Source organism: Mesorhizobium sp. KR1-2 (assembly GCF_040045035.1).
Classification (GTDB): Bacteria; Pseudomonadota; Alphaproteobacteria; order Rhizobiales; family Rhizobiaceae; genus Pseudaminobacter.
This window is the reverse complement of the sequence record NZ_JBDZDS010000003.1, coordinates 332,704-344,612: the sequence shown is the minus strand read 5'-3', so window position 1 is coordinate 344,612 and position 11,909 is coordinate 332,704. Positions and strand designations below refer to the sequence as shown.

At 64.8% G+C, this 11,909-nt stretch carries 9 protein-coding genes and 1 pseudogene; 5 read left to right on the top strand and 5 right to left on the bottom strand.

From position 1 onward, the window contains the following. The first annotated feature begins 54 nt into the window (after nucleotides 1-54). Complete coding sequence (locus tag ABLE85_RS09350; RefSeq protein WP_348792435.1) at nucleotides 55-810, top strand: sulfate transporter family protein; 756 nt, start codon at nucleotides 55-57, stop codon at nucleotides 808-810. On the opposite strand, the pseudogene ABLE85_RS09345 reads toward ABLE85_RS09350, so the two are convergent. Then, a pseudogene (locus ABLE85_RS09345) lies at nucleotides 800-1,602 on the bottom strand (isocitrate lyase/phosphoenolpyruvate mutase family protein). The gene ABLE85_RS09350 and the pseudogene ABLE85_RS09345 overlap by 11 nt on opposite strands. A 1,001-nt stretch (nucleotides 1,603-2,603) precedes the next feature. On the opposite strand from ABLE85_RS09345, the gene ABLE85_RS09340 reads away from it, so the two are divergent. Next, on the top strand, nucleotides 2,604-4,103 hold the full coding sequence (locus ABLE85_RS09340; protein WP_348792434.1) for an APC family permease: 1,500 nt from the start codon (nucleotides 2,604-2,606) through the stop codon (nucleotides 4,101-4,103). A 22-nt stretch (nucleotides 4,104-4,125) separates the two neighbouring features. Beyond that, a complete protein-coding gene (locus tag ABLE85_RS09335; protein WP_348792433.1) occupies nucleotides 4,126-4,620 on the top strand; it encodes a universal stress protein in 495 nt (164 codons plus the stop codon). Between the two features lie 120 nt (nucleotides 4,621-4,740). Here the strand turns inward: ABLE85_RS09335 and dut are convergent, their stop codons facing one another. Next, entirely contained in the window at nucleotides 4,741-5,214 is a 474-nt protein-coding gene (gene dut / locus ABLE85_RS09330; RefSeq protein ID WP_348792432.1) for a dUTP diphosphatase, read from the bottom strand. 181 nt (nucleotides 5,215-5,395) lie between these two features. On the opposite strand from dut, the gene ABLE85_RS09325 reads away from it, so the two are divergent. After that, entirely contained in the window at nucleotides 5,396-6,988 is a 1,593-nt protein-coding gene (locus ABLE85_RS09325) for a peptide chain release factor 3 (protein WP_348792431.1), read from the top strand. Between the two features lie 64 nt (nucleotides 6,989-7,052). Here ABLE85_RS09325 and mgrA read toward each other — a convergent pair whose 3' ends face one another. From mgrA to ABLE85_RS09310, 3 genes are all read right to left on the bottom strand, one after another. Next, on the bottom strand, nucleotides 7,053-8,081 hold the full coding sequence (gene mgrA / locus ABLE85_RS09320; RefSeq protein ID WP_348792430.1) for an L-glyceraldehyde 3-phosphate reductase: 1,029 nt from the start codon (nucleotides 8,079-8,081) through the stop codon (nucleotides 7,053-7,055). 239 nt (nucleotides 8,082-8,320) lie between these two features. Beyond that, a complete protein-coding gene (gene gndA, locus ABLE85_RS09315) occupies nucleotides 8,321-9,742 on the bottom strand; it encodes an NADP-dependent phosphogluconate dehydrogenase (RefSeq protein WP_348792429.1) in 1,422 nt (473 codons plus the stop codon). 112 nt (nucleotides 9,743-9,854) lie between these two features. Further along, nucleotides 9,855-10,286 (bottom strand): Fur family transcriptional regulator, encoded by a 432-nt coding sequence (locus ABLE85_RS09310; protein ID WP_348792428.1) that lies wholly within the window; start codon nucleotides 10,284-10,286, stop codon nucleotides 9,855-9,857. A gap of 196 nt (nucleotides 10,287-10,482) precedes the next feature. Between ABLE85_RS09310 and ABLE85_RS09305 the strand changes: the two genes are divergently transcribed. Further along, nucleotides 10,483-11,907 (top strand): hypothetical protein, encoded by a 1,425-nt coding sequence (locus tag ABLE85_RS09305; protein ID WP_348792427.1) that lies wholly within the window; start codon nucleotides 10,483-10,485, stop codon nucleotides 11,905-11,907. The last annotated feature ends 2 nt before the right edge of the window (nucleotides 11,908-11,909 follow it).

The following is an 11,909-nucleotide window of genomic DNA, read 5'->3' as shown; positions in this document are numbered from 1 at the left end:
GCGCCCGCCTATCTGTGGGCGGCAACGGCCCCGACGTGAAAGGAGACGCCGCCGATGATCTTCGACGCCGCCCGTGCCGCCGCCGGCAGGCTGTTTTCGCCCGAATTCCGCGCCGTGTTCCTGAAGACGCTGGGCATCACGCTGCTCGCGCTGGTGGCGTCGTGGTTCGGGCTCTACAAGCTGTTCGACGCGCTCGCCCTGCCGTGGATCGACGCGCTCCTGCCCGGCTTTCCCGCCTGGGCCGGCTGGCTCGGGCTGATCGCGGCGATCTTCGCCGGCGTCGGGCTGGCCCTTGGGCTGGCCCTGCTGATCGCGCCGGTGACGGCGCTGGTTGCGGGCCTGTTTCTGGACGACATCGCCGAAGTGGTCGAGCGCACCGACTATCCGGCCGATCCACCCGGCCGCGCCCTGCCCATCGTGCCGGCGATCGTCATGACGCTGAAATTTCTGGGCGTGGTCATCGTCGCCAACATTTTGGCGCTGTTTCTGCTTCTGGTGCCGGGCATCAACATCGGCGCCTTCTTCGTGGTCAACGGCTATCTGCTCGGCCGCGAATTCTTCGAATTCGCCGCCATGCGCTTTCGGCCTGAAGCGGACGCCAAGGCGCTGCGGCGCAAATATGCCGGCACGGTGTTCATGGCCGGGCTGGTGATCGCGGCATTTCTCGCAGTGCCGCTGCTCAACCTTCTGACGCCGCTCTTCGCCGCCGCCATGATGGTGCATCTGCACAAGGCCGTCGCTGCGCGCGAGCTTTCACTGGCGCGGCCCGAGCGGGTGGCGGTGGGAGCCGGGGTAGGGCTCACCGGCTAGAGAACATGGCCTGCATGGTGCCAAATGGGACGCCGTCGCGCGAAAATTCGAACGTGCCTTCCTCCAGCATCTCGCGCGAAGCCTTCTGCAGCATGCCGAAGGCGTAGGTCGTCAGCTTGGAGCCCAGCGAGATGCGCTTGGCGCCGGCGTCGGCAAGCGCGGTGACGCTGAAGCCCGGCACCGCGAGCACGTTGACCGGCTTCGACACCGCCGAGCAGATCCTGCGCACTGTCTCGATGTCGGTGATGCCGGGCGCATAGAGCACGTCGGCGCCCGCCCGCTCGAAGGCCTGCAGTCGCGCGATGGTGTCGTCGAGGTCCGGGCGGTCGTGCAGGAAATTCTCGGCCCGGGCGGTGAAGACGAAATCGCGCCGCAGCGCCCGCGCGGCTTCCACCGCCGCCGTCACCCGCTCGGCGGCATGCGAGAACTCGTAGATGGGCTTGTCCGGGTCGCCGGAAAAATCCTCGATCGAGCAGCCGGCAAGTCCGGCGGCGCCGGCCGCGAAAATGGTCTCGGCAGCGCTTTCCGGGCTGTCGCCCTGCCCTTTTCGAGATCGGCCGAAACCGGCAGGCTGGTCGCTGCGGCCAGCTCCCTGCAATGCGCGATCATCATGTCAAAGGGTACGCCCCCGTCGGGCAAGCCGCGCGAAAAGGCAAAGCCAGCGCTGGTGGTGGCCAGGGCCTTGAAGCCGGCCGCGGCGAGCAATTTCGCCGTGCCGACGTCCCAGGGATTGGGGATCACGAAGGCCCCCGGCGCCTCGTGAAGCCTGCGAAAGACCGCGCCCTTGTCCATTGCAACGTTCCCCCAGCTCGAACCGAATGGTGCCAATTCTAGCGGGCGGAATGTGGCGCGGCAAATCCGATTCGATCGGAACGCGGTTGATTGCTGCCAGCGATGCTGTTCTCCAAGCGTCGCCGCCGGGTCTCGTTACGGCCCGCCTGGCCTGGCGGCATCGAGCCGACGGGGTCTCCATGCGGGCGGTATGAGAATACCTATATAATTCAGCCGGTTAAACTGAGTGATCAAAAAGTGATCGCGGCCCTCGCTCTCGCCGCAATATCCTGTTGACATAGAAATGTCCTTGTGGCCTGATTGCATCAGGTGAAATATTTTTTCTTAATGTGAATGGCAGGCGGAGAAATCCGTTTCACCTGGCGCACTGTGGCTCTTTGATTGATCGCTCGTAGGTAATCGAAGGAGAGAAATGGATGACAGATTGAAAGTGGGCATCCATAGCTTGCTGGAACCGGTTGTCATGCACTAGCCAGCGTGCCGCCGCGAAGAGCAAGAAAAGCAGGAAAAGACCCCTTGGGGGCTCCTGGAATCCCACTTTGATCGTGTCAGGCATGGCGCATATAGCTTGGCTGGCCACACATCAGATCGCACAATTCACGACATCGGCAGGGCCCCGGTCGGCGGGGCGCAGGACGCGCCTGACAGCTGACCAGATATCGCGCAAATGCGTGGGGAATGCCGGATTTCGAACCCGGCTCGAGTGCTCGCAACAACGTTGGGGCGCTGCGGGCTCGGCTGTTTCTGAATCCGGGCGATGGCTGCGGTTGGCGGTCGCACAAGGATGATTTCGGAGTTCCGGGCGGTGGCCAACAGAGCCCGGGCATCCACCAGACCAGGTAGACAAAAAACAAACCGGTCCAACAAACATACAAGTCAAGAGGAGGAGGAAACTCGATGACTTCTACTGAACAAAAACGTGCCGCTTGCATGGCGGCACCTGGCCGCCGGGTCGGAATCGACCCGTCAATGCAGGCCGGAACGGTAGGGGAGGGCGTACAATGAGCCAAGGAGGGGCTATTGACGTCCTTGAATACGAGCAGGGCAATCTTCAAACCGGGACGAATTGGTGGGGAGCCTTCGTCATCGGTCTGGCCGGAACCATTCTCGTAACCGGGGCTGCGCCGGCGTTTCTGACGGTGTTTGGCGCATCCTACATTCCATTCATCACCTTCTTCACACTGACGGGCGTCGTGCTGTGCCTGCTCCTGGCGGAGCTGTCGGCGATGATGCCCGGGCGCACCGGCGGTTCGCCGTCCTACGCCTATCCGGCCTACAAGGACCGCTGGCCGCGGCTGGCGCCGCATGTCAACGGCGTCACGGCCTGGATGTACTGGGTCGGCTGGATGCCGGTGGCGCCGCTCAACATGATCCTGGCGTCGTTCTACATCACCCACCTGTTCGGGCTGGACGCCACGCATGGCATCACGCCGGTCAGCACCTTCATCCCGTACTGGACGCTGGGCATCACGGCCGTCGGCCTGATTGTCCTGTCGATCCCGGCCTATCTGGGCATCCGCTTCGGCACCTCGATGGCGACGATCCTGGCGGTGCTGTCGATGATCCCGCTCACCTTCCTGTCGATCGGCTTCATCTTCAATCTCGACGCCGCCAACTGGAGCGAGCTTGCCGGCTTCCCGCATCTCGACGGAACCAGCTTCTTCGATCCCGTCGGGGGCTATCCAGCCTGGGTCATGTACATTGCTTACGCATTCCCGCTGCTGTGGACCGTGATCGCCTATGAGGCGGCGGCCTGCTACATCGGCGAGTGCAAGCATCCCGGCCGCGATGCCAAGATCGCGATGACGCTAGAGGGCGGCTACGGCGTGTTCGTCTACACGATGCTGCCGATCTCCTTCGTGGTCGTGCTGGGCGCGCAGGCCATCTCCGACCCCGCGCTTGTCGACCCCAAGACGATGTTCGTCACCTTCGCCAGCAACATCTTCCCCGGCGTGGCCGGTGCGGTGATGGAATGGCTGATGGCGATCATGCTGATCATCGCCCTGGTGCTCTCGGCGCTGAACTCGCTGATGGGCTGTTCGCGGTCGCTCTACCAGATGTCGCTGGACGGGCAGTTCCCCCGCTTCTACCAGCATCTGAACAAGCACCACGTGCCGGATCGCGCGATGATGACCAATGTCGGCGCCAGCCTGCTCATCGCCTTCATGGGCGGTGCGATCGAGATCTACTCCTTCTCCAACGTGGGGTATCTCGGCTCGTTCGTGCCGGTGCTGATCGCCTACTACCTGCTGCGCAAGGACCGGCCCAACGTGCATCGCCCGTTCCGGCTGCCGGAGTATTTCAAGTATATCGCGCTCGCTCTGGCCGCGCTGTACTTCTTCGTTTGGCTGGTCGGCGGCATCATCTACTCCTACATCGGCGGCCAGGCGATCTACTACTTCCTCGGCATCGGCGCTACGTTCATGTATCTGCCGCTCTACTGGTACCGGAAGTGGGAAGACCGCCGGGACGGGTACGTCTCCACCGAGATGGCCGCGTAACGGCAACTGAGGAGCAAGGCGCATGATCCGGAATCTTTTCGGACGATCGCAGCCGGCGGGTGATGCCCAGGTCGCGCACAGCGTGCTGATCGCCTCGGAAGGGCGAAGGTTCAGCAAGGATGTGATCGACCTGGCCGTGCGCATGGTGCGGGCCCAGGGCGGCCATGCCCGGGTCCTGACCATCGCGCGGCTCTGGGGCACGGGCTTCGGCCTGCCCAATCCGGGTCTGCGCCCCAGCAAGCGCGAGATGGCCGAGCAGCAGGACAACGTCAGCTGGGCCATCGAGCAACTGGAGAATGCGGGGGTGAGTGCCGATGGTCACATCGTCACTACCCGCAATCCCCGCAAAAGCATACTGAACGAGGCAAAGCGCCAGAAGTGCGAGGCCATCATCATGGGCGCCGATCCGCGCCGTCCCTGGCTCATCCGTAGTATGATGTGGAGCCAGGAGCCGTATCGGGTACTCGCGCGCACACGCATTCCGGTGCATCTCGTCTGTCCCACGGGGCAGCACTAGGCTTTTCGTCGCGCCGGCGCACTCATAACCGGGGAGCGCGTCGGGGGACGGAAGGCGAATTGGCCGGCTTCGACGCTGTCGGAGCCGGTCTTTTTATCTTGGATAGCCTGGAGCTGGCGGTCAGGCGCTGCCGGTCGAGCCGAAGCCGTTGGCGCCGCGGCCGGTAGAGCCGGCGAGGCTCTGCTCTTCCAGCTTCACCTGCGTCACCGGCGCGAAGACGATCTGGGCGATGCGCATGCCGCGCTCGACGTAGAAATCCTCGTCGCCATGGTTGATCAGCAGCACCTTCACCTCGCCGCGATAGTCGCTGTCGATGGTGCCGGGCGTGTTGAGGCAGGTGATGCCGTGCTTGAAGGCAAGGCCCGAGCGCGGCCGCACCTGGCCCTCATAGCCCTCGGGGATTTCGAAGATCAGGCCGGTCGGCACCAGGGCGCGCCGGCCGGGAAGGATGAGCAGCGGCCGGTCGTCCGGCACCGCCGCGCGCAGGTCCATGCCGGCGGCGCCGGCCGTCTCATAGGCGGGCAGGTCGAGGCCGTTGGCTTCGGGAAGTCGGACGACGCCGACGATGGGGGAGTTTTGGGAGGGCGTGTTCATGGCGGCGTTCTATCCTCCGCTTCTCGGCGTTCGTCAATTCGCAAGCTATGCATAGGCGGCGGTTTTGGCTAGGCGAGCCATTCTGGCATCTGAGGCGCATCTGCGGCGGCCCGTGCCATTTCTGTTCGACTTGACGCCGCGTCGCCGCTATAAGCCCGGCCAACAACAGGATCATCACGACATGGCCGAAGACATAGCCAAGGCGGTCGCGCGCCGCCGCACCTTCGCGATCATCGCGCACCCGGACGCCGGCAAGACCACGCTCACCGAAAAGCTGCTGCTGTTCGGCGGCGCCATCCAGCTCGCCGGCGAAGTGAAGGCAAAGAAGGACCGCATACAGACCCGCTCGGACTGGATGAAGATCGAGCGCGAGCGCGGCATCTCGGTCGTCACCTCGGTGATGACCTTCGAATATGGCGACAACGTTTTCAACCTGCTCGACACGCCCGGTCACGAAGACTTCGCCGACGACACCTATCGCACGCTGTCGGCGGTGGACGCGGCCGTCATGGTCATCGACGCCGCCAAGGGTATCGAGCCGCGCACGCTGAAACTGTTCGAGGTCTGCCGCCTGCGCGACATTCCCATCGTCACCTTCGTCAACAAGATGGACCGCGAGGCGCGCGACACTTACGAGATTCTGGACGAGATCGAGCAGAAGCTGGCGCTCGACACCGCGCCCATCACCTGGCCCATCGGCCAGGGCAAGACGTTTGCCGGCACCTATCATCTCGCCGAAAACGCGGTGCGCCGTAGCGACGAGGAAAAGGAGCGCACGCTGGTCCACGGGCCCGATTCCAACCGCGCCGCAGGCCTTTTGCCCGACAACGATCGCCCGGCCTTCATCGAGGAGCTGGAGCTGGCGCGCGAGGCCTGCCGGCCCTTCGATCTCGAAGCCTTCCGCCAGGGCCACCTGACGCCGGTCTATTTCGGCTCGGCGCTGCGCAATTTCGGCGTGCGCGACCTGATCGAGGCCTTGGGCGACTATGGCCCGGCGCCGCGCGCGCAGGAGGCCGATACGCGCAAGGTCGAGGCGACGGAAGAGAAGATGACCTCCTTCGTCTTCAAGATCCAGGCCAACATGGACCCCAACCACCGCGACCGCATCGCCTTCGTGCGCGTCTGCTCCGGCACGCTCCAGCGCGGCATGAAGGCCAAGCTGGTACGCACCGGCAAGCCGATCAGCCTGTCGGCGCCGCAGTTCTTCTTCGCCCGCTCGCGCATCACCGCCGACGAGGCCTATGCCGGCGACGTGGTCGGCATTCCCAACCACGGCACGCTGCGCATCGGCGACACGCTGACCGAGGGCGAGGAGATCCTGTTCCGCGGCGTGCCGAACTTCGCGCCGGAAATCCTGCGCCGCGTGCGGCTGGGCGACGCCATGAAGGCCAAGAAGCTCAAGGAAGCTCTGCAGCAGATGGCGGAAGAGGGCGTGGTGCAGCTGTTCCAGCCGGAAGACGGTTCCCCGGCGATCGTCGGCGTGGTCGGCGCGCTGCAGATCGATGTGCTGAAGGAACGGCTCAACATCGAATACACGCTGCCGGTCGATTTCGAGATGTCGCGCTTCTCGGTCTGCCGCTGGATCGACGCCGACGATAAGGCCGACCTGCAGCGCTTCGTCGAGAGCCATCGCGGCGACATCGCCCGCGACCTCGACAACGACCCGGTGTTCCTGGCCCAGCACGAATTCTCGCTGAACTACGAGGCCGAGCGCTGGAAGGCGATCCGCTTCACGGCGGTGAAGGATTATCAGGTCCGCGACAGGGCGGCCTGATCACCAGAAACAAGAAAGGCCGGGAGAGTATCCCGGCCTTTCATTTTCGCCCGTGGGACATAAACTACCGTTCCGCCGAGCGGGCCCACAGATTGATGTCGGCCTCGCGCGCGTACTGGTCGATCTCGGCGAGTTCCGCATCGGTGAAGTGCAGGTTCTTCAACGCGCCGACGCAATCCTCGACCTGTTCCGGACGGCTGGCGCCGATCAGGGCCGAGGTCACGCGGCCCTTGCGCAGCACCCAGGCGATGGCCATCTGCGCCAGCGTCTGGTCGCGCCGCGCCGCGATCGCGTTCAGCGCGCGGATGTTGGTGAGCGTCGCCTCGTTGAGGAAATTCTGCTTGAGCGACTTGCCCTGCGCCGCGCGGCTGTCCTCGGGCACGCCGTGCAGATATTTGGTGGTCAGCATGCCCTGCGCCAGCGGCGAGAACACGATCGAGCCGACGCCCAGCCCGTCCAGCGTGTCGAGCAAGCCGTCGTCCTCCACCCAGCGGTTGAGCATGGAATAGCTGGGCTGGTGGATGAGGCAGGGCGTGCCGAGCTGGCGCAGGATGTTCGCCGCCTCGCGCGTGCGCTGCGAATTGTAGGACGAGATGCCGACATAGAGCGCCTTGCCCGAGCGCACGGCATGGTCGAGCGCCAACATGGTCTCTTCCAGCGGCGTTTCGGGGTCGAAACGATGCGAATAGAAGATGTCTATATAGTCCAGCCCCATGCGCTTCAGGCTCTGGTCGAGGCTGGCGAGCAGGTATTTGCGGCTACCCCATTCGCCATAGGGTCCGGGCCACATGTCGTAGCCGGCCTTGCTGGAGATGATCAGCTCGTCGCGATGGCCGGCGAAATCGGTGCGCAGGATCTCGCCGAAGGCCGTCTCGGCCGAGCCGGGCGGCGGGCCGTAATTGTTGGCGAGGTCGAAATGGGTGATGCCGAGGTCGAAGGCCGTGCGGCAGATCGCGCGCTTGGTTTCGTGCGGGGTATCGCCGCCGAAATTGTGCCACAGCCCCAGCGAGACGGCCGGCAGCTTGAGGCCGGAGTGTCCGCAGCGGTTGTAGAGCATGTTTTCATAACGGTTTTCGGCGGGAACGTAGGACATGAAACCTCCTTGAAACGGGCTCCCCAACCCGGCCGTGGCTTCGCTCGGCAGTCCTCTCCGCGAGTGGGAGGAATCCCGACCTTGCGGCCAGCCCGTTCTCCCCGCCGGGGAGAAGGTGGTCGCGAAGCGACCGGATGAGGGGGCAATTCGAGCGGCGACGATGGCTCAAGCCGCAGCCGTTGTCGACTGCCTGCCGCGTTATTTCTTCGCTGGCAGAAGCCTGGTTTTTGCCCGCGCGCTCAGCCGCCGTCCGCCCACGGGCCGTGGAAAGCGCCTTTCGCATCGATGCGTTCGAAGCCGTGCGCGCCGAAGAAGTCGCGCTGCGCCTGGATCAGGTTGGAGGTGCCGCGCCCCTGCCGGTAGCTGTCGAAATAGGCGAGCGCGGCGGACAGCGCCGGCATCGGCAGGCCCGATTCGGCCGCCCGCGCCACGATGCGGCGCAGCGACGGATGCGCCTCCTTCATCATCTCGATGAAGGCCGGCGCCATGAGCAGGTTGGGCAGCGAGCCGCTTTTCTCGAACGCCTCGGCCAGCGTGCCGAGGAATTGCGAGCGGATGATACAGCCGGCGCGCCAGATCTTGGCGATGGTGGGCATGGGCAGCCGCCAGTCGAACTGTTTCGAGGCGGCGTCCATCACCGCAAAACCCTGCGCATAGGCTGCGATCTTGCCGGCAAACAGCGCAAGCTCCAGGTCGCGGAAGATCGCCTGCCGCTCGCCGGGGAAGTTTGCGAGGCTGGCGGAGTCGTAAGCCTTCTCGGCCGCCAGCCGCTCGTCCTTCAGCGAGGACAGGATACGCGCCGAAACCGCCGCCTCGATCGCCGTTGCCGAGACGCCCAGCGTCTGCGCCTCGATCGCCGCCCATTTGCCGGTGCCCTTCTGGCCGGCGCGGTCGAGGATCATGTCGACCATCGGCTTGCCGCTCTCGGGGTCGTCGGCAGCCAGCACCTTTGCGGTGATCTCGATCAGGTAGGAGTTCAGCCGGCCCTTGTTCCATTCGGCGAAGACAGCCCCGATTTCCTTCGGCGCCATGCCCAGCCCGTCGCGCAGCACGCCATAGATCTCGGCGATCATCTGCATGTCGCCATATTCGATGCCGTTGTGGATGGTCTTCACGAAATGGCCGGCGCCGTCCGGCCCCATCAGGGCCGCGCAGGGCTCGCCCTCGTATTTGGCGGAAATGTCGATCAGCACCTTTTCCACCCGCGCATAGGCGTCGCGCGTGCCTCCCACCATGATCGAGGGGCCGTGGCGGGCGCCTTCCTCGCCGCCCGAAACGCCCATGCCGATGAAGGTGAGGCCCGAATCCTTCAGCTCCGAAAAGCGGCGGATCGTGTCGCGGAAATTGGCGTTGCCGGCGTCTATGATGATGTCGCCGTCCGACAGGACGCTGCGCAGCGCCGCGATCTGCTCGTCCACCGGCTGGCCGGCCAGCACCATGATGATGATAGGCCGGGGCGGCCTTATCGACGCGGCCAGTTCCTTCAGCGTGCTGCACGGCACGATCATCTCGCGCAGGCTGCCGGCGTCCTCGAAGAAGGTGCCGGTGCGCGCGGTGGTGCGGTTGAAGACGGCTACGGGGTGCCCCTTCTCGGCGATGTTGAGGGCCAGGTTGGAACCCATGACGCCAAGGCCGATCAGGCCGATTTCAGCTTTTTCCATTGCTGTGTCCCGCGTGAGAATTGACTAAAAAGACGCTCCCCCCGTGACGCGGATGATCGACCCGCGTCGTCGCCGCGTCAACCTTTCGCTTTGGGGGAACGGCCTTGCGGGCTCAGCCGGTCTTGCGCTTGCGGCCGTAGAGTTCGAGGCGATGGTGGATGATGTCGTAGCCCAGCGCTTCGGCGATTTCGTTCTGCAGGTGCTCGATGCGGTCAGACTTGAACTCGATCACGTCGCCGGTGTCGATGTCGATCAGATGGTCGTGGTGCTCGCCGCCGGCCTGCTCGAATCGCGACGGGCCGCCCTCGAAGGCGTGGCGATGGATGGCACCGAGACCTTCCAGCACCTTCATGGTGCGATAGACCGTCGACAGTGAAATGCTGGAATCGACCTCGGCCGCGCGCCGGAAGATTTCCAGCGCGTCCGGGTGGTCTTCGCAGCCCGTGAGAATCTCCACGATGACGCGGCGCGGCCGAGTGATGCGTATCCCCGCCTTGCGCAGCATCTTCTCGTAGTCGGGCTTCTGATTCTTCTGCGTTGCCATGGCCGCAACTATGCGCCAGATGACACTCAGTTGCAAAGATTGTTGCAGTTCATGCTCCACTTCAATGCGTCGGCGTGGCCACATATCCGCAGGTTTGCGGCGCGGCGCCGCTGTCGCGCTTTTCATCCCCGCTGCCCTGTGGCACATCGGGCGCGTGATCTCAGGCAACCGACATCGGCGCCTTCCGGCGAAGGCATTGCGCGCCGCCGCGCTGGCGTCGTCGTCCGCAATCTTTTCCTGCCTCGGCGCAAGCCAGGCGCTCGCCCACGCTGGCGAGCGCGGCTATGTGCTCCTGCTGCCGACGGGCTACTATATGGCGGGCGGTGCGGCGGCGGTGACGGCAAGTTTTTTGGTGCTGGCGCTGCTGCCCCCGAGGGTCTTGGAGCGCGTCGCCACGCAGCGGCTGGCGCTTTTCTCCATTGGCGAACCCTTCGGTGAAAACGCGCGCATCGTCGTCAGCCTGCTTTCCTTCGCCGTGTTCGCCATGCTGGTTGCCGCCGGCTTCCTCGGCAGCCGCGACCCGCTGTCCAATCCACTGCCGCTCGTCGTTTGGACGATGCTGTGGGTCGGGCTGACGCTTCTGCAGGGCCTGTTCGGCAATCTCTGGGCCTCGATCAACCCATGGTACGGGCCATGGCGCGTCGTCTCCGCACTTCTGCCGTCGGCGGTGCAGGGCCGGCGGCTGCCGGTCAGGCTCGGCTATTGGCCGGCGGTGTTCCTGTTCTTCGGCTTCGCCTGGTTCGAACTGATCGATCCCGCGCCGGACGATCCGGCCCGGCTTGCCTGGGCGACCGGGGCCTACTGGCTTTTGGCCTTCGTCCTGATGCTGGTCTTCGGCTACGACGAGTGGAGCCGGCGCGGCGAGTTCCTGTCGGTCTTCTATCGCATGGTGTCGCGCTTCGCCGTCGTCGAAGCGACCAGCACGGACGGCCGCTCGCGGCTGAAGCTCTGTTGGCCGGGCGCGAAGCTTTGGGGCGAGGCCGCGTTGCCGGCAAGCGGCATGTTCTTCCTCATCCTCACCCTCAGCTCGGTCTCCTTCGACGGCCTGTCGCACACCTTCTTCTGGCTCGGGCTCAATGGCATCAATCCGCTGGAGTTTCCTGGCCGCTCGGCTGTCATGGGCATCGGCACGGCGGGTTTGCTCGGCATGTTCGCAGTGCTCTCGGGCGCCTATCTGCTGGCGGTGTTTTTGGGCGAACGCCTTGCCGGCAGCCGCCGCCCGTTCTGGCAGACGGCCGGGCTGCTGGTGTGGTCGATCGTGCCGATCGCGCTCGCCTACCATTTTTCGCACTATCTGACCGCGCTGCTGGTCAATGGCCAATATGCGCTGGTGGCGCTCTCGGATCCCTTTTCCAACGGCTGGGACCTGTTCGGCACGGCCGGCTTCGAGGTCGGCGTCGGCCTGGTCGCCGGCTACGAATCGGCCTGGATGCTGTGGAACGCGCAGGCCGCGGCGATCATCGGCGGCCATGTGCTGGCGGTGCTGATCGCGCATGCCTTGGCATTTCGCCTGCATCCGACGCCGTCGCGCGCCATGCTCGGCCAGTTGCCGCTCACCGTGCTGATGGTCGGCTACACCGTCTTCGGCCTGTGGCTGTTGTCGACACCGACGGCGGGTTGACA

What these genes read in the sequence shown, in the direction of transcription:
- gndA (WP_348792429.1), bottom strand. Translation starts at nt 9,742, where the DNA reads ATGGAAAAAGCTGAAATCGGCCTGATCGGCCTTGGCGTCATGGGTTCC.
- dut (WP_348792432.1), bottom strand. Translation starts at nt 5,214, where the DNA reads ATGAACACGCCCTCCCAAAACTCCCCCATCGTCGGCGTCGTCCGACTT.
- ABLE85_RS09335 (WP_348792433.1), top strand. Translation starts at nt 4,126, where the DNA reads ATGATCCGGAATCTTTTCGGACGATCGCAGCCGGCGGGTGATGCCCAG.
- ABLE85_RS09310 (WP_348792428.1), bottom strand. Translation starts at nt 10,286, where the DNA reads ATGGCAACGCAGAAGAATCAGAAGCCCGACTACGAGAAGATGCTGCGC.
- ABLE85_RS09350 (WP_348792435.1), top strand. Translation starts at nt 55, where the DNA reads ATGATCTTCGACGCCGCCCGTGCCGCCGCCGGCAGGCTGTTTTCGCCC.
- ABLE85_RS09340 (WP_348792434.1), top strand. Translation starts at nt 2,604, where the DNA reads ATGAGCCAAGGAGGGGCTATTGACGTCCTTGAATACGAGCAGGGCAAT.
- ABLE85_RS09325 (WP_348792431.1), top strand. Translation starts at nt 5,396, where the DNA reads ATGGCCGAAGACATAGCCAAGGCGGTCGCGCGCCGCCGCACCTTCGCG.
- mgrA (WP_348792430.1), bottom strand. Translation starts at nt 8,081, where the DNA reads ATGTCCTACGTTCCCGCCGAAAACCGTTATGAAAACATGCTCTACAAC.